This is a genomic window from Mycobacterium hubeiense, assembly GCF_002838065.1.
GTDB lineage: Bacteria > Actinomycetota > Actinomycetes > Mycobacteriales > Mycobacteriaceae > Mycobacterium > Mycobacterium hubeiense.
On the sequence record NZ_PIZU01000005.1, the window covers coordinates 95,357 to 111,106 of the forward strand.

Sequence of the window (15,750 nt, forward strand, 5' to 3'; positions counted from 1 at the left end):
ACTCTGCGGATATGGCGCGGTGCACTCGCCTTTTGCGCCCTGGACGCAGTGTCAACGCAAGCGCTCAGTCGCTGGCGGGCAGCGGCTTGGCTTCCTTCAGGCTCAGCGGGGTGGTTCCGATGCTCAGCGTGCCCGCGCCGGCCTTGGTGACGAGCACTTCGGCACCGTTCTCGTCGACGTAGCGCTTGCCCATCAGGTTGCCGTCGGCGAAAGCCGGGTCCAGCGTTGCGTCGGAGGCTTTTTCGGCGTCCAGCGGGATCATCGGCACCCCTCCGGCGCGCAGATCGTCGAGACTGTCGGCGGCACGCACGACGATGACCTGGGTGTCACACACCTGGCTTTGCAGGCGAGTGCCGTTCTTGATCATGCTGGCTCCTTTGCGGCTGATTGGAATTCGTCGACGAGTTGTCGGCGCAGCACCTTGCCCAACGCGTTGACCGGCAGTTCGTCGCGGAACACCACCCGGTCCGGGGTACGCGAGCCCCGAAGGTGTTGGCGCACATGGCCGCGCAGCTCTTCGGGGTCGGGTTGCGCGCCTTCGGCGGGTACGACGACGGCGAGGATGATCTGGCCCCATTGCGGATCGTCGGGGCCTACCACTGCACAGTCGCGCACCGCAGGATGCTCCACGAGCACGTCCTCGATCTCGGCGGGGGCGATGTTCTCCCCGCCGCGGATGATGGTGTCGTCGGAGCGTCCGCCGATGAACAGGTAGCCGTCTTCGTCAAGCATCGCAACGTCTTTGGTGGGGAACCAGCCGTCGGCGTCGAGCACTGAACCGATCTCGCTGTACCGGCCCGACACCTGCTCGCCGCGCACGAACAGCTCACCGGTCTCACCCGGCCCGAGCACGCTGCCATCCTCGCCGCGGATCTGCACTTCGATGCCGGGCACCGGCTGACCGACTGATCCCAGCCGCCGCGACACCTTCTCGTCGGTGGCGCTCAGCGCGGTGCGGTGGTCGTCGGGGCCGAGCACCGCGATGGTGGAGCTGGTTTCGGTCAGGCCGTAGGCGTTGACGAAACCCACGTCGGGCAGCAGCTCAAGCGCCTTGCGCACCAACGGAAGTGCGACTTTGGACCCGCCGTAGGCCAGATTGCGCAGCGTGGGCAGTTCGACCTTCTCGGCCTCCAACGCGGAGACGATGCGGTCGAGCATCGTGGGCACCACGGTCGCGGTGGTGACGCGCTCTTCGCGAACCAGGCGGATCCATTCCTTGGCGTCGAACTGGCGCAGATACACCATCTTTCGGCCGGCATACAGATTCGTCATCGCCGCGCCCACACCCGCGATGTGGTAGGGCGGCACGCAGATCAGGGCGGCATCATCGGGTGCGGCCGATCCGAACTCGACCGTGCCGGTGACGTAGCTGGTGAGATTGTTGTGCGTCAGCTCAACGGCTTTGGGTCGCGACGTGGTGCCGGAGGTGAACAGCACCACCGCGACCGAATCGGGGTCGGCGAACTCCGAGACCGGCTCGGTGGAGCGCGCCGCCGCGAGGAACTCCTCGGATTCGATGACCTGCTTGCCGGCCACCACATCGCGGTACTCCGCGTCGACGATCACCAGCGGCTGTTGGAGTCGGTCGACGAGCTCGCGCAGACCCTCGGCGCTGAGCCGGTAGTTCAGCGGGGTGAACGGCACTGCGGCCCGCGCGGAGGCGAACAGCAACAGCGGCAGCATGACGCCGCCGGTGCCGACATATGCCACATGGTCGGCCCCCGATGCGGCGATGACGCCCGCACCGCCGTCGGCGAGGGTGCTCAATTGCTCTGCGGTGAGCCGTGTTTCGTCGGACACCACCGCGGTGCGCTCCGGATCACCGGAGGCAGCCATCTCGAGCAGCAGGGAAATACTCATAGGCCCTGACCCGGCGCATCGATGAAGATGTCCACGATCGGATTATCGCCGCCGCCGTAGCGGGTCAGATCGCCGGCCACCACGTCGGCGTCGATGTAGCACTGGCCGTTGACGTCGGCCGCCGGCCGGGACAAGATCTCGACCGCGGCATCGGCCATGATCTCCGGGCTACGCGAGCGCGCCGCCATCTTGTCGCCGTCTGCCAGGTTCGCGACCGCCGCGGTGGCGATATACGTCTGCGGCCACAGGCAGCTGAAACCGATGCCGGCAGAGGCGTATTCGCTGGCCCAGCCCAGCGACAACAGCGTCATCCCGTACTTCGACAGCGTGTAGGAGGGATGGGCGCCCAGCCAGTACGGATTCAGGTTCAGCGGCGGTGCCAGCGTCAGCACATGAGGGTTCGCGGACTTGCGCAGGTGCGGCAACGCGGCCTTGGTGAGCAGGAAGGTGCCGCGGACATTGATGTCCATCATCAGGTCGAATTTCTTGGCCGACAGCGCCTCGGTGGGTTCGGTGGCGATGGCGCTGGCGTTGTTGATGACGATGTCCACCCCGCCGAAGTGCTCCACGGCGGCCTCGACCGCGCGCGCCACGTCCTCTTCCTTGCGCACGTCGCCCACCACCGCGACACCCTTGCCGCCCGCCGCTTCGACGTCGGCCACGGCGGTGTGCACGGTGCCCGGCAGTTTCGGGTGGGGTTCGGCCGTCTTGGCCAGCAGCACCACGTTCGCCCCGCGGCGTGCGGCGCCGAGCGCGATCGCCAAACCGATGCCGCGGCTGCCGCCCGACACGACCAGCGTGCGATCGGTGAATGAGTCCTGCTGGTCAGACATTGGCCTCCTACGACGGCGCCGCTACCGATGGTTACCCGATGGTTACCCGATGGTATTGACATTCTCATTTTCTGCAAGTCTCGTAATCATACGCCGACGGGCCAGCCGAATCGCCGCCGACCATGCCCTTCACGTCGCCCTCCGACCCGTCGTTCGAGACGCCCGCGGATGCTCGACGGCAGTACAGCGGGTACATTTCCCAACCGCGGTATTGGCATTCTCATTTTTGGCAAGTACGTTATCCAGTGATGAGCGACCCAGTACAGACCTCCTCTGGCATCCCGCTCGAGCCCGTCTACGGACCGGCCGACCGGACGTCCGAGCCGCCGCCACCGGGGACCTACCCGTTCACCCGGGGAAACTTCGCGTCCGGGTACCGCGGCCGGCTGTGGACATTCCGCCAGTATTCGGGATTCGGCACCCCCGAGGAGTCCAATCGCCGCTACCGCTACCTGCTCGAACAAGGCGGCACCGGGTTGTCGGTGGCGCTCGATCTGCCCACGCAGTGCGGCTATGACTCCGACGACCCCGAGTACGGCGAAGAGGTCGGCCGCGTCGGCGTCGCGGTGGACACGCTCGCCGATGCCGAGATCCTGTTCGACGGCATCCCGCTGGACAAGATCAGCACCAGCTTCACGATCAACGGCACCGCGGCCATCCTGCTGGCCTTCTATGTCGCCGCCGCCGAGAAGAAGGGCGTACCCCGCGAGAAGCTCACCGGCACCATCCAGAACGACATCCTCAAGGAATACGCGTCGCGCGGCACCTGGATCTGGCCGCCGGAGCCGTCGCTGCGGCTGATCGCCGACACCATCGAGTTCTGCGCCGCCGAGGTGCCGAAGTTCAACGCGATCTCGGTGGCCGGCGCGCACTTCCGCGACGCCGGGGCCAACGCGGTGCAGGAGATGGCGTTCACCCTCGCCGACGGCGTGACGTACTGCGACACCGTGGTGGAGCGCGGCCGGATGACCATCGACCAGTTCGCGCCGCAGATCTCGTTCTTCTTCTATACCCACGGTGACTTCTTCGAGGAGATCGCGAAGTACCGGGCGGGCCGTCGCCGCTGGGCGACGATCGTGCGGGAACGGTATGGGGCGACGTCCGACAAGGCGTCGATGTTCCGCTTCGGCTGTGTGTCCGGTGGTGCCTCGCTGTACGCCCCGCAAGCGCAGAACAATGTGGTCCGGATCGCCTACGAGGCGATGGCGTCGGTGCTCGGCGGCGTGCAGTCGATGTTCACCGCCGCCTGGGACGAGCCGTTCGCGCTGCCCAGCGAGGAGTCGGCGACGCTGGCGTTGCGGACGCAGCAGATCCTGGCCTACGAGACCGGCGTGACGCGGGTGGCCGATCCGCTCGGCGGCTCGTATTTCGTCGAGGCGCTCACCGACGCCACCGAAGAGAAGATCATCGAGATCATGGCCGACCTCGAAGCCCACGGCGGCATGGTGCGCGCCATCGAGGACGGCTACTTGCAGGGGCTGATCGCCGACGAGGCCTACCGACTCCATCAGGAGATCGAGCGCGGCGAGCGGCCGGTCGTCGGGGTGAACAAGTTCGTCACCGACGAGCCTCCGCCCGACATCGACACCTACGAACTCGACGCCGAGGGGCGCGATCTGCAACTCAAGCGGCTCACCAAGGTCAAGGCCGAACGCGATTCGGCTGTGGTCGAGGCCAGTCTGGCCGCGTTGTCCCGCGCCGCGGAGGGAGACGACAACCTGATGCACAAGCTGATCGACTGCGCGAACGCGTATTGCACTGTGGGCGAGATGGTCACCGCGCTGAAAAAGGTGTGGGGCGAATTTCAGCAACCGGTGGTGTTCTAGATGGCCGTACGAGTTCTCGTGGCCAAACCCGGTCTGGACGGGCATGACCGCGGCGCCAAGATCGTCGCCCGCACATTGCGCGACGCCGGATTCGAGGTGATCTACACCGGCATCCGTCAGCGCATCGAGGACATCGTGTCGATCGCGCTGCAGGAAGACGTTGCGCTGGTGGGCCTTTCGATCCTCTCGGGTGCACACCTGGCCTTGACGACCCGCACCGTCGAGGCGCTGCGGGCGGCCGACGCCGGCGACATCGCCGTGGTGGTGGGCGGCACCATCCCGCAGAGCGACGTGCCCAAGCTGTTGGAAGCCGGGGCCGCGGCGGTGTTCCCGACCGGGACGCCGTTGGATGCGCTTGTCGACGAGGTACGGAAACTGACCTCAGAGAAAGTAGGGGAGTAGCCATGCGCCTCGGCGTGATGATCGGGGCCGAGCGCGGCGACATGGCCCGCAAGGTCACCAAGTTCCTGGCCGACATCGAGTGGGCCGAGGGCGCGGGTTTGGACACCGCGTGGATGCCGCAGGTGCCCAACGATTTCGACTGCCTCACCATGGTCTCCCTGATGGGCAGCCGTACGTCGCGCATCGAACTCGGCACCGCAGTCGTGCCGCTGCAGGCGCAGCATCCGATTGCCCTTGCGCGCCAGGCGTTGTCGGTGCACGCCGGTTCTGGTGGACGGCTGGCGCTCGGCGTCGGCCCGTCACATCACTGGATCATCCGCGATATGCTCGGCCTGCCCTACGACAAGCCCGCCGCCTACACCCGCGACTACCTCGAGGTGCTCAACAAGGCACTGGCCGGTCCCGGTGAGGTCGACGTCGAGAACGACACATTCACCGTGCACAATCCGACCGTCCTCGGGGCCGAGACCCCGCTGCCGGTTTTGGTGGCCGCACTCGGTCCGGTAATGCTGCAGATCGCAGGCGAACTCGCCGACGGCACGGTGTTGTGGATGGCCGACGAGCGCGCCATCGGCGAGCACATCGCACCGCGGATCACCAAGGCGGCCGACAACGCCGGCCGGCCGGCTCCGCGCATCGTCGCGGGCATCCCGGTGTGCCTGTGCGCCAACTCCGAGATCGACAAGGCCAAGGAGCGCGCGAATCGCATTCTCGCCGAGGCGGAGACGTCGCCGAACTACCAGCGGCTACTGGACCGCGGTGACGCCCGCGACGTCGGCGATCTGACGGCGGCCGGTGACGAAGAGTCAATTCTGGCCCGTTTCAAGAAGTTTGCCGACGCCGGCGTGACTGATCTGTCGGTGCGCCTGCTACCGATCGGCGAGACGCGCGATGAGCTGGTGGCGTCCAAGTACCGGACGCGCGAGGTGATCGCCGAGCTCGCCAAACAAGTCCGATGACTGGGCCCCTCGCGGGCATCCGCATCCTCGAGGTCGGCGTCATGCTCGCCGGGCCGTACGCCACCATGCAACTGGCCGACCTCGGTGCGGAAGTCATCAAGATCGAGCCGCCGGGCGGCGAAATCTCCCGGCAGGTTTCCGACAGCTACTTCGCCAGCCTCAACCGCAACAAGCAGAGCATCTGCCTCGACCTCAACTCGGAGGACGGACGCAAGCGGCTGGGTGAGCTCGTCGCGAATTCCCATGCGCTGCTGGTCAATATGAAGCCATCGGTGATCCGCAAACTCGGCCTCACCTACGACGCCCTGCGCCAGTACAACGAGAAGATCGTGTGCGTGGCGATGACGGGCTTCGGGCTCGACGGCGGCGACGATCCCGCCTTCGACTACGTGATCCAGGCGGCGACGGGTGTCGCGGCGATGACCGGAGACCCCGACGGCCCGCCGACCCTGCCGGGATATTCGTCGGCGGACAATTCCACCGGACTGGCCGCGGCGCTCGGCCTGCTCGCGATGATCGTCTCCGGCCGCGGCGGGCAAGTCGACGTCTCACTGCAAGACGTCATGCTGTCGCAGCTGAACTATCACGCGTCGGCCTACCTCAACAGCGGAGTCGAACCGCGTCGTCATCCCCACGGCGCCCACTCCTATTACGTTCCTGCGCAACTATTTCCGACTGCCGACGGGTATCTCGCGTTGTTCATCACCCACGACGGCTTCTGGAAGTCGTTCGCTGCGGAGGCCGGTATCGAGGGCTTTGCGACGATGGCCGAACGCGCCGCCCGCCGCGAGGAGGTGCTGGCCGTCGTCACCGAAGTCTTGGCGGGCGACACCGCCGCGAACTGGGAATCGCGGCTACGGCCACTGGGAATTCCGGTCGCCGCGGTGCGCACGCTGCCGCAGGCGTTGGACGCGACGCCTGAAGCCGTCGTCACCGCGGGGGATTTCCGTCTGGTCGGCAGCCCGATCCGGGTCAGCGGTTACAAGCCCGAGTACCGGCCGCCGCCCCGCCTCGACGAGCACGGCTGAATTCATTCGTCGTAGGACACCGTGACCGACGGCGTGTCGGGCACCGCCTGGCACGTCAGGATCCAGCCGTCCTCGATCTCGTCGTCTTCGAGGGCGTCGTTGACCCGCATCGTGACGTTGCCGTCCATCAGCTTGGCTATGCAGGTGCCGCAGTTGCCGGCCTCGCACGAGAAGGGCGGCGCCAGCCCGGCCCGTCGTGCGCTCTCCAGGAGCGTCTCGCCCGCCACCCGCGGGACGGACACCGTCTTGCGATCGAGAACGATCGTGACCTTGTTGTCGGCGTCGTTGGCGTCGTCGGCGGGCGGGTTTGGCAGCGCTTCTGCCGTCATGTGCCCCCTATCGTCTGGCATTGTCATTCTGATAATAGGAGAATAGTATTCTCCTCGACAACCGAAGATCTTCTCCATGTTGTCGTGGCGGTGACTTGCGCGAGGCCGGAAGGGGTAAGCGAGACGTGACTGAGTCGATCGCCCTCGCTTACGAGGAGCGGGAGTACACCCTCGGTCGGCTCGATGCGCTGGCCGCCGGCATGGCGACCATGCTCGAGCATCGCGGCGTTCGGGCAGGTGAGCGCGTCGCGCTGATGTCGTCGAACCGGCCGGAGTTCGTCATCGCGTTGCGGGCGATCTGGCGGCTGGGTGCATCGGCGGTGTTGCTCAGCCCGGCGTGGAAGCGCACCGAGGTCGAGCACGCCCTCGCCTTGACCGAACCCGCCCACGCGGTGGGAGATCATCCGGTGCTGGCCGAGGTGATGCCGATGCTGCACCTCGACGAACCTGTCACGCCGGGACGGCGAGCGTTCGACGCGCCGCGGCCGGATCCCGACGCGCTGTTCGTATTCAGCTCGGGCACCACGGGCATGCCCAAGGCGGTGCGCCATACCCACGGCTCGTTCGCCGTGGCGGTGCAGCATTGGCGTGACGCGCTGGGCTTGACGTCCGCGGACCGCATGCAGATCATGACGCCGCCGTCGCACATTCTCGGACTGCTCAACATCGTGATGGCGCTCGAAACCGGCACCTGGATCCGGCTGCACCGCCGGTTCGACATCGACTCCATGCTGCGGCACATCGAATCCGACCGCATCACCATCGAAATGGCCGTGGCGCCAATCGCTTTGGCGCTTGCCGCGCACCCGGAGCTGGAACGCTACGACCTCTCCTCGCTGCGGTACATCATGTGGTGCGCGACGCCGGTGACGCAAAGCGTGGCTGAAACGGTCACGCGCAGGACCGGTGTGAACTGGGTGACGGCGTATGGTGCCAGCGAACTGCCGGTGATCTCGTGCAATCCACTCGACGGGGCACGACTGGACACGGTCGGCAGACCAGTACCCGGGGTCGCGGTGCGGATCGGCGACAACGGCGAGATCCAGGTGCGCTCGGATTCGGTGATGGCGGGCTATCTGCCGGATTCGGCTACCGCAGAAGCTTTTTCCGATGGCTGGTACCGGACCGGCGACGTCGGACACCAGGACGGCGACGGATTCCTCCACATCACCGACCGCTCGAAGGAAATGATCAAGATACGGGGCTTTCAAGTCGCGCCGGCCGAGATCGAGGCTGTGCTGCACGGGCACTCGGCGGTCGAGGACTGCGCGGTGTTCGGGGTTCCCGACACCGCCAACGGTGAGGCGATCGTCGCCGCGGTCAAGGCGGATGGCGTGGTCGATGCCGAGGAGCTCGTCGCGCTCGTCGGGGACCGGCTGGCGTCCTACAAGCGGCCCAGCCGCGTGGTGTTTGTCGACGAGGTACCTCGTCTGCCCTCAGGAAAGGTGTTGCGCCGAGTGCTAAAGGAGCGTCTGTGGACGTCCGTCTGACAACTGAACAGCAACAGCTGCGCGACGCCGCGGCCAAGCTGGCCGACGACCTTGGACCGGGTTCGGTCGCCGATCTGGACGACGAGAGCCGCCGGGCGCGACTCGAGAAGTCCGTCGACGCGACTGGTTTCCGGACGTTACGCTCGGACGGCGCATCCGGTGTCGAGGTGGCCATCGTGGCCGAGGAATTCGCCCGGGGGCTGGTCGACGTGCCGTTCATCGGACCGGTGTTGCTCGACGATCTGGCAGGCCGCCTCGGCCGGCAGCCGACCGTTCCGGCCGACGACCCCGAATCGGTCGATCTGACCGGAAGTCTTGCGGGCGTGGCCGAGTCACCAGCGGAGCTCGACGAACTTGCTGACGACGACGCCGGCCGGTGGCACGCATTGGCGCTCACGGTCACCGCCGCCGACCTGGTGGGTGCCGCCCGCGGCGCGCACACGCTGGCGGTCGAGTACGCCAAGGTGCGCGAGCAGTACGGCGCGACGATCGGCTCGTATCAGGCCGTCGCGCATCTGCTCGCCGAGAGCCTGGCGCTCATCGAGGGCTCGATCAGCGTGGCGCGCCACGCCGCGTGGGCGGTCGACGAGCTACCGGTTGGCGAAGCCATCGAAGCCGCCCGGGTGGCCAAGATCTACTGTGCGCGTTCAGCATTGACGGTGTGCGAAACCTCGATCCAGGTGCACGGCGGGATCGGCAACACCTGGGAGTGCCTGGCGCACGTCTACCTGCGGCGAGTGTTGGCCGCGACCGAGATGTGGCCCGCGAAGCTGGAGGAGCTGACCATTGGACTTTCGTGATTCGCCGGAGGAAGCCGCCTTCCGGGAGAGGTTGCGCGGCTGGCTGACCGAACAGAAGGGCAAGTTCCCGACGTCGGGCGACGAGTACTGGGCCAAGCAGGGCGAGTGGCATCAGGCGCTGTATGAGGCCGGGTTTTTCGGCACATCGTGGCCGAAGAAGTACGGCGGCCAAGACCTGCCGCCGGTCTACGACGTCATCGTCGACGAGGAGATCGCGAAGGCAGGAGCGCCGGCGCGGCCGAGCCTGGGTTATCTCGTCGTCGGACTGTCTCATCACGGCAATGAGGAACTGCGGCAACGGTTCCTGCCCGGCATGATCAACGGCACCGAGCGGTGGTGCCAGGGTTTCTCCGAGCCCGGCGCGGGCTCCGACCTCGCGTCGCTGACCACCACCGCGACACGGGAGGGTGACGAGTACGTCATCCACGGTCACAAGATCTGGACGAGCTACTCCGACGTCGCCGACTGGTGCCTGGTGCTGGCCCGCACCGACAAAGACGTGCCACGGCACAAGGGGATTTCGGCGTTCATCGTCTCGATGCATCAGCCCGGAATCGAGCAGCGCCCGCTGAAGATGATCAGCGGTGTCACAAAGGAATTCGGCCAGGTCACGTTCGACGGTGCGCGGGTGCCCGCCGAGAACATGGTGGGCGCGCCCGGTGAGGGCTGGAAGCTGGCGATGACCGTCGTCAGCCATGAGCGCGAGCCGTCGACGCTCGGCTTCTCCGCCCGGTACGGCAAGTTGGTGCGCCAGTTGGCATCTCGTGTCGACGGGCCGCCGCCGCAGGAACTGGCGTGGGCGTGGGTGCAAACCGAGATGCTGCGGTTGCACGTGCGGCGCCGGCTGTCAGAGCAGCTCGACGGACTCACCCACGGGCCGCAGGGGTCGCTGGACAAGCTGTTGATGACGTGGACGGAGCAGGCCGTCGGGCACGCCGCGCTGGCCACCGTCGGCACCCGCGATCCGGAGCTGTTCGGCGCCTACATGTACAGCCGCGCGCAGAGCGTCATGGGCGGCACGTCACAGATTCAGAAGAACATCATCGCGTCGCGAATTCTCGGACTAGGAGCCTGATTTGTACGACATGCCACCGGAAATCGACGTCCAGGCCGACGGTCCGCTGCGGATCATCACGCTGAACCGGCCCGCCGATCTCAACGCGGTCAACGACAACCTGCACGTCGGGCTCGCCAAGATCTGGGAGGCGCTGAACGAGGACGCCGGCGCGCGGGCGGCCGTCATCACCGGGGCCGGCAGGGCATTCTCGGCCGGCGGTGACTTCAACTACCTCGACGAGCTGCGCAAGGATGAGGCCCTGCGCCAGAAGACAATCAAGCATGGCCGCGACATCGTGATCGGCATGGTTCGGTGTCGCATTCCGGTGATCGCCGCCGTGAACGGCCCGGCGGTGGGGCTGGGCTGCAGCCTCGCCGCGCTGTCGGACGTCGTCTTCATCGCCGAAAACGCCTTCTTCGCCGACCCGCATGTCTCGATCGGACTTGTTGCGGCAGACGGTGGTCCGCTTGTCTGGGGTTCGCAGATCAGCTTGCTGCAGGCCAAGGAGTTCGCCCTCACGGGCGTGCGAATCAAGGCGCAGCGGGCGGTCGAGCTGGGCTTGGCCAATCACGTCGTCGCCGACCCACTTTCTGAGGCGATCGCCTGCGCGAAGAAGATCGTGGAGTTGCCGCAGCAGGCGGTCGAGGCCACCAAGCGGCTGATGAACATGCAGCTGGAGAAGTCGGTGATGGCCTCACTGGACTATGCCAACCTCGCCGAGTACGTGTCGTTCGGCACGGCGGACTTCAACAAGATCGTCGACGGACTCATCGCCAAGGAGAAGTAGGGCGCCCGACCTCGAATATTTCGGCGTTATTGGGCAAGCTCCTCGGAGCGCTGAATCGTGCCCGTGATGCCCGACGCGTCCTGCTGAGCCAGCCATACCGCGGCCTTTGCCATCGCCTCGGGTGGTTCGACCATCTCGGGCGGGATCTGCATACCGCCGCCGGCCTGCCAGCCTTCGGTGAGCACCACCCGCGACGGGCTCAGGCAGTTCACCGCGATGTTGTCCGGCTTCAAATCCGTTGCCAGCCCAAGGCATAGTCGCTCGACGCCGGCCTTGGACACCCAGTAGGCATTCGAGCCGTGATCGGTCATGGTGACGCCGGTGGTGGTGACCGCGATCAACGACCCGCCGCCGCGTGCTCGCACATGGGGGATAACGGCTTTCGTCACCAAGAACACCCCGGTGAGGTTGACGTTCAAACACAGTTGCCAGCGCTTGAGCGGCGTCGACTCGATCGGCCCGAGCCACAACACACCCGCGTTGGCGACCAGGATGTCGATGCCGCCGAACTCCGAAACCGTTGCCGCCACAGCGGCTTCCACCGACTCCTCACTGGTGACGTCGCACGGCACGGGCAGCGCTCGCCCGCCCGCCGACGTGATCCCGTCGGCGACCGAGAAGATCGTCCCCGGAACCTTGCCCTGTTGCTCGGACCGCGCCGCGACGGCCACCGATGCCCCTTCGGCTGCCAACGCCGACGCGACCGTCGCGCCGATGCCCCGGCTGGCACCGGCGACGAAGGCGACCTTGCCGGAAAGCGTCACTTCGGCGGGAACCGCAAAGCTCCGTCCAGGCGGATGATTTCGCCGTTGAGATAGTCGTTTTCGATGATGCTCTGCGCCAGCTGCGCGTACTCCGTCGACCGGCCCATCCGCTTCGGGAACGGCACCTGCGGGCCCCAGTACTGCTCGAGCTGGTCGGCCGCCTTGCCGTAGGCGGGCGTATTGATGGTGCCCGGCGCGATGGTGACGACGCGGATGCCCAGCGGGGAGAGATCACGCGCCGCGACGAGCGTCATGCCCAGCACCCCACCCTTGGCGGCGGAGTAGGGCAGCTGTCCGATCTGGCCCTCATAGCCCGCGATCGACGCGGTGTTGACGATCACGCCGCGGCCACCCTCCTCGAGCGGCTCGGACTTGGCGATCGCGGCGGCGCTCAACCGCATCACGTTGAAAACCGCGGTGAGGTAGAACTCGATCGTCTTCTTGAAGCCGTCCAGGTCCAGCGGGGAACCATCCTTGCCGACCAGCCGGCCGCCACTGGCCGGGCCGCCGTGGGTGTCCACCGAGATTCGCAGCGGGCCCAGCGACTCCGCCTCGGCGATCGCCGCGAGCACGGATTCCTCGGAGGTCGCGTCGGTGCGCACATACCGCACGCCGAGTTCCTTCTCCAGCTCGCCGCCCTTTTCGTCGGCGACGTCGGCGACGACGACCTTGGCACCTGCGCCGTGCAGTCTGCGAACGGTCGCCTCACCCAGGCCGCCTGCGCCACCGACCACGATCGCGGCGCTACCTGCGATTTGCATATGGTTCCCCTTCTTGCAACTGGCACTCTCAAACTGAGAGAATAGCATTCTCATACCGGTCGAGACGGAGACACCTATGCCTGAAGCCGTGATCGTCAATGCCCTGCGCACGCCCATCGGCACCGCCATGAAGGGCACGTTGCGCGACACCGACGCCTACCAGCTGGCCGAGCGTGTGGTGGGTGCCGCGGCGGCCGATCTCGACGGTCAGCCGATCGACGACGTCATCCTCGGCGAGGGCCTTTACGGCGGCGGCGTCGTCGCCCGGCACGCGGCGATCACTGCGGGGCTGACGTCGGTCCCGGGCTTGGCTCTGAATCGGCATTGCGCAGCGGGCCAGGCCGCCGTGCAGGGCGCCGCGGCCAGCATCCGGGCGGGAATGGATCAGTTGATCATCGCCGGCGGGGTGAATTCGGCGTCGACATCACCGCGGTTCACGCGCCGCATGGGCGAGGACGTCGTCGATTGGTTTCCGCCCACCCATCCCAACCGCCCCGACGCGCCCAACATGGACATGTCGATCACGGTCGGCTGGAACGCCGCGGTCAAGGCGGGTGTGAGCCGTCAGGAGATGGACGAGTGGGCGCTGGGCTCGCATCGCAAGGCGATCCAGGCCATCGACGAGGGCCGCTTCAAGGAGGAGATCGTCCCGATCGAGACACCGCACGGCCTGTTCGAGGTCGACGAGCATCCACGCCGCGATACCACGCTCGAGAAACTCGCCGCGCTCAAACCGCTGCATCCGGAGATCGAGGGTTTCTCGATCACCGCGGGCAACGCGTGCGGCGCCAACGACGGTGCCGCCGCGCTGGTCCTCGCCAGCGACCGGCTCGGCCTACCCGCGCTGGCCACCATCAAAGCGTGGGCGTCGGTCGGCGTCGATCCGGCGTCGACGGGCCTCGCGCCGGTCGAGGCGATTCCGAAAGCGCTTGCACGGGCGCGTCTTTCGCTGGCCGACGTCGACCTGTTCGAAATCAACGAGGCGTTCGCGTCGATGTGCGTGGCCACCATCAAGCTGCTCGACATCGATCCGGAGCGCGTGAACGTGAGCGGCAGCGGCTGCTCGCTGGGCCATCCCGTCGCGGCCACCGGTGCCCGCATGCTCGTCACGCTGGTGCACGAACTGCGCAGGCGCGGCGGCGGTATCGGCGTCGCAGCGATGTGCGCCGGCGGCGGGATGGGGTCGGCGACGGTCATCGAGGTGCCTGCGCCATAGGCTGGGGGCGATGACCATCGATGAGCTCATCGCGGCGGCGCGCGACGGATCCACCCGCGCGGCCGGCCGACTGCTGAGCCTGGTCGAAAGCCCACGCCGCGACGAGGTACTCGCCGCGCTCGAACCCGCGTCGGCGCGCGTCATCGGGGTGACGGGGCCGCCGGGCGCCGGGAAGTCGACGACGGTCGGGGCGCTGGTCGGGGCCTATCGCGAACGCGGCCTGCGGGTCGCCGTGCTCGCGGTGGACCCGTCGTCTCCGTACAGCGGCGGGGCGCTGTTGGGTGACCGCATCCGGATGGCCGCGCACATCAACGATCCGGACGTGCTCATCCGATCGGTGGCCACCCGGGGACACCTGGGTGGGTTGGCCGCCGCCGTGCCCGCGGCGATCCGGCTGCTCGCTGCCCTGTCGTACGACCTGATCGTGGCGGAGACGGTCGGCGTCGGGCAGTCCGAGATCGAGATTGCCGCCATCGCCGACCCGACCGTCGTCATCCTCAATCCCGGTGCGGGAGATGCGGTTCAGGCCGCAAAAGCGGGGCTGTTGGAGGTCGCCGACCTCGTCGTCGTCAACAAGGCCGACCGGGAGGGTGCGGACCAGACGGCGCGCGACCTTCGGGCCGAGACACACGTTCCGGTCCTCAAACTTGTTGCGGCACAAGGGGAGGGCCTGGCGGAGCTGGTCGAGGCCATCGACGCCCACCACCGCGCGGACACCCACGACCGGCGCACTGCGCGGGCGCGGGCCCAGATCCTGTCGCTGGCCCAGACCCTGCTGCGCAACCATCCCGAGCTGGACCGGCTGGCCGCGTCGGTCGCCGAAGGCCGCGACGACCCGTACGGGGCGGCGGAGCAACTGTTCGCCGTACCCGTCGAACCTTAGGCTGCGCGGCTCTACCCGCAGAGCAGGCTGGCGATCCCGGCGTCAGGGACGACGTGCGCGATGTCCGGCACGTCGGCGAACGCCTTGTCCGCGGACACGAGCGCGACCGCGCCGGCATTGCCGGTGGTCAGGGAAGGCCGAGCATTCGACGTGTCATCTGCTTCAGCTGCACGCGCAGTGTTTCGCCGTCGACGTCGGCGACCAGCGGATGCATCACCGCGACGCTGATCGCACTCGACAACACCGCGGCATGCAGTCGAGCCTCGACGCCGGCCTCGGTGCCGAGCAACGTCGCGTAAAGACGTTCGATGAATTGCTGAAACGGTTTGTATTCTGCCTGCAGCCGAAGGATGACCGGGTCGAACTGCAAGGCGCTGACAACGCCGCGGCGATCGACGGCCTGGTCGATCATCCTGTCCAGCAGCACTTCTCGCGCCCGGGGACCGCGTCCCTGTGCCTCGGCGGCTTCGAGTGCCTCTTCGAGCCGGCCCATCTCCCGCTCGGTGAGCGCAATGACGATTTCTTCCTTCGTCCTGAACTGGCGGTACACCGCCGCCTTCGTCACGCCCATCTCGTCGGCGATCATCTGCAGGGACGTGCCGCTGACGCCGCGCTCGGCGATCAACTTCAACGCCGCATTCAGCACCCGCGTCTGCGCGGCGGTCCTGGTGATATCGCTGAACCTGCGGCCTTCCTGCGTGGTGGTCACAGCGACGAGGGTAGTCGAGTATTGACCGTTTAGTTGCCGATCGGCT

The 15,750-nt window shown here is 67.1% G+C and carries 17 protein-coding genes; 10 read left to right on the forward strand and 7 right to left on the reverse strand.

All coding sequences use genetic code 11. From position 1 onward, the window contains the following. Positions 1–64: 64 nt before the first annotated feature. The 3 genes from CWS39_RS06260 to CWS39_RS06270 are packed head-to-tail and all read right to left on the reverse strand — an operon-like array spanning position 65 to position 2,693. Positions 65–367, reverse strand: coding sequence for a hypothetical protein (locus CWS39_RS06260; RefSeq protein WP_102142033.1), 303 nt, complete (start codon positions 365–367; stop codon positions 65–67). Next, positions 364–1,860 (reverse strand): class I adenylate-forming enzyme family protein, encoded by a 1,497-nt coding sequence (locus tag CWS39_RS06265; protein WP_102142034.1) that lies wholly within the window; start codon positions 1,858–1,860, stop codon positions 364–366. The genes CWS39_RS06260 and CWS39_RS06265 overlap by 4 nt, the downstream gene beginning before the upstream one ends. Next, the gene (locus tag CWS39_RS06270) at positions 1,857–2,693 is read right to left on the reverse strand and encodes an SDR family oxidoreductase (protein ID WP_102142035.1); all 837 of its coding nucleotides are present in this window, start codon (positions 2,691–2,693) and stop codon (positions 1,857–1,859) included. The genes CWS39_RS06265 and CWS39_RS06270 overlap by 4 nt, the downstream gene beginning before the upstream one ends. A 248-nt stretch (positions 2,694–2,941) precedes the next feature. On the opposite strand from CWS39_RS06270, the gene CWS39_RS06275 reads away from it, so the two are divergent. Genes CWS39_RS06275 through CWS39_RS06290 form a run of 4 tightly spaced genes read left to right on the forward strand, consistent with a single transcriptional unit; the run spans position 2,942 to position 6,908 of the window. Next, the gene (locus tag CWS39_RS06275) at positions 2,942–4,519 is read left to right on the forward strand and encodes a methylmalonyl-CoA mutase family protein (RefSeq protein ID WP_102142036.1); all 1,578 of its coding nucleotides are present in this window, start codon (positions 2,942–2,944) and stop codon (positions 4,517–4,519) included. Further along, on the forward strand, positions 4,520–4,921 hold the full coding sequence (locus tag CWS39_RS06280) for a cobalamin B12-binding domain-containing protein (protein WP_102142037.1): 402 nt from the start codon (positions 4,520–4,522) through the stop codon (positions 4,919–4,921). 2 nt (positions 4,922–4,923) lie between these two features. Further along, a complete protein-coding gene (locus CWS39_RS06285) occupies positions 4,924–5,880 on the forward strand; it encodes an LLM class F420-dependent oxidoreductase (protein ID WP_102142038.1) in 957 nt (318 codons plus the stop codon). Further along, complete coding sequence (locus tag CWS39_RS06290; RefSeq protein WP_102142039.1) at positions 5,877–6,908, forward strand: CaiB/BaiF CoA transferase family protein; 1,032 nt, start codon at positions 5,877–5,879, stop codon at positions 6,906–6,908. Before CWS39_RS06285 ends, CWS39_RS06290 begins: the two co-directional genes overlap by 4 nt. Before the next feature lie 2 nt (positions 6,909–6,910). On the opposite strand, the gene CWS39_RS06295 is transcribed toward CWS39_RS06290, so the two are convergent. After that, on the reverse strand, positions 6,911–7,237 hold the full coding sequence (locus CWS39_RS06295; protein ID WP_102142040.1) for a 2Fe-2S iron-sulfur cluster-binding protein: 327 nt from the start codon (positions 7,235–7,237) through the stop codon (positions 6,911–6,913). 125 nt (positions 7,238–7,362) lie between these two features. On the opposite strand from CWS39_RS06295, the gene CWS39_RS06300 reads away from it, so the two are divergent. From CWS39_RS06300 to CWS39_RS06315, 4 genes are read left to right on the forward strand one after another with little or no spacing between them, the layout of a single operon-like run. After that, positions 7,363–8,727: a class I adenylate-forming enzyme family protein gene (locus CWS39_RS06300; RefSeq protein ID WP_102142041.1), complete on the forward strand. Its 1,365-nt coding sequence runs from the start codon at positions 7,363–7,365 to the stop codon at positions 8,725–8,727. Next, the gene (locus CWS39_RS06305; RefSeq protein WP_102142042.1) at positions 8,712–9,527 is read left to right on the forward strand and encodes an acyl-CoA dehydrogenase family protein; all 816 of its coding nucleotides are present in this window, start codon (positions 8,712–8,714) and stop codon (positions 9,525–9,527) included. The genes CWS39_RS06300 and CWS39_RS06305 overlap by 16 nt, the downstream gene beginning before the upstream one ends. Next, the gene (locus CWS39_RS06310) at positions 9,514–10,602 is read left to right on the forward strand and encodes an acyl-CoA dehydrogenase family protein (protein ID WP_102142043.1); all 1,089 of its coding nucleotides are present in this window, start codon (positions 9,514–9,516) and stop codon (positions 10,600–10,602) included. The genes CWS39_RS06305 and CWS39_RS06310 overlap by 14 nt, the downstream gene beginning before the upstream one ends. Position 10,603: 1 nt before the next feature. Beyond that, positions 10,604–11,371 (forward strand): enoyl-CoA hydratase/isomerase family protein, encoded by a 768-nt coding sequence (locus CWS39_RS06315; protein WP_102142044.1) that lies wholly within the window; start codon positions 10,604–10,606, stop codon positions 11,369–11,371. Positions 11,372–11,397: 26 nt separating this feature from the next. Here CWS39_RS06315 and CWS39_RS06320 read toward each other — a convergent pair whose 3' ends face one another. After that, on the reverse strand, positions 11,398–12,135 hold the full coding sequence (locus CWS39_RS06320) for an SDR family NAD(P)-dependent oxidoreductase (RefSeq protein WP_102142045.1): 738 nt from the start codon (positions 12,133–12,135) through the stop codon (positions 11,398–11,400). After that, positions 12,132–12,896, reverse strand: a complete 765-nt coding sequence (locus CWS39_RS06325) for an SDR family NAD(P)-dependent oxidoreductase (RefSeq protein ID WP_102142046.1) — start codon at positions 12,894–12,896, stop codon at positions 12,132–12,134. The genes CWS39_RS06320 and CWS39_RS06325 overlap by 4 nt, the downstream gene beginning before the upstream one ends. 76 nt (positions 12,897–12,972) lie before the next feature. On the opposite strand from CWS39_RS06325, the gene CWS39_RS06330 reads away from it, so the two are divergent. Both CWS39_RS06330 and meaB read left to right on the forward strand, forming a co-directional pair. After that, positions 12,973–14,112 (forward strand): thiolase family protein, encoded by a 1,140-nt coding sequence (locus CWS39_RS06330; protein ID WP_102142047.1) that lies wholly within the window; start codon positions 12,973–12,975, stop codon positions 14,110–14,112. 10 nt (positions 14,113–14,122) lie between these two features. Continuing rightward, entirely contained in the window at positions 14,123–14,995 is an 873-nt protein-coding gene (meaB, locus tag CWS39_RS06335) for a methylmalonyl Co-A mutase-associated GTPase MeaB (protein WP_102142048.1), read from the forward strand. Positions 14,996–15,122: 127 nt separating this feature from the next. On the opposite strand, the gene CWS39_RS06345 is transcribed toward meaB, so the two are convergent. Beyond that, the gene (locus CWS39_RS06345; RefSeq protein ID WP_233213380.1) at positions 15,123–15,704 is read right to left on the reverse strand and encodes a TetR/AcrR family transcriptional regulator; all 582 of its coding nucleotides are present in this window, start codon (positions 15,702–15,704) and stop codon (positions 15,123–15,125) included. Positions 15,705–15,750: the final 46 nt, after the last annotated feature.

Bases quoted from the DNA above. Each gene is read 5' to 3' on its own strand.
- CWS39_RS06260 (WP_102142033.1), bottom strand. From the start codon at position 367: ATGATCAAGAACGGCACTCGCCTGCAAAGCCAGGTGTGTGACACCCAG.
- CWS39_RS06265 (WP_102142034.1), bottom strand. From the start codon at position 1,860: ATGAGTATTTCCCTGCTGCTCGAGATGGCTGCCTCCGGTGATCCGGAG.
- CWS39_RS06270 (WP_102142035.1), bottom strand. From the start codon at position 2,693: ATGTCTGACCAGCAGGACTCATTCACCGATCGCACGCTGGTCGTGTCG.
- CWS39_RS06275 (WP_102142036.1), top strand. From the start codon at position 2,942: ATGAGCGACCCAGTACAGACCTCCTCTGGCATCCCGCTCGAGCCCGTC.
- CWS39_RS06280 (WP_102142037.1), top strand. From the start codon at position 4,520: ATGGCCGTACGAGTTCTCGTGGCCAAACCCGGTCTGGACGGGCATGAC.
- CWS39_RS06285 (WP_102142038.1), top strand. From the start codon at position 4,924: ATGCGCCTCGGCGTGATGATCGGGGCCGAGCGCGGCGACATGGCCCGC.
- CWS39_RS06290 (WP_102142039.1), top strand. From the start codon at position 5,877: ATGACTGGGCCCCTCGCGGGCATCCGCATCCTCGAGGTCGGCGTCATG.
- CWS39_RS06295 (WP_102142040.1), bottom strand. From the start codon at position 7,237: ATGACGGCAGAAGCGCTGCCAAACCCGCCCGCCGACGACGCCAACGAC.
- CWS39_RS06325 (WP_102142046.1), bottom strand. From the start codon at position 12,896: ATGCAAATCGCAGGTAGCGCCGCGATCGTGGTCGGTGGCGCAGGCGGC.
- CWS39_RS06330 (WP_102142047.1), top strand. From the start codon at position 12,973: ATGCCTGAAGCCGTGATCGTCAATGCCCTGCGCACGCCCATCGGCACC.
- meaB (WP_102142048.1), top strand. From the start codon at position 14,123: ATGACCATCGATGAGCTCATCGCGGCGGCGCGCGACGGATCCACCCGC.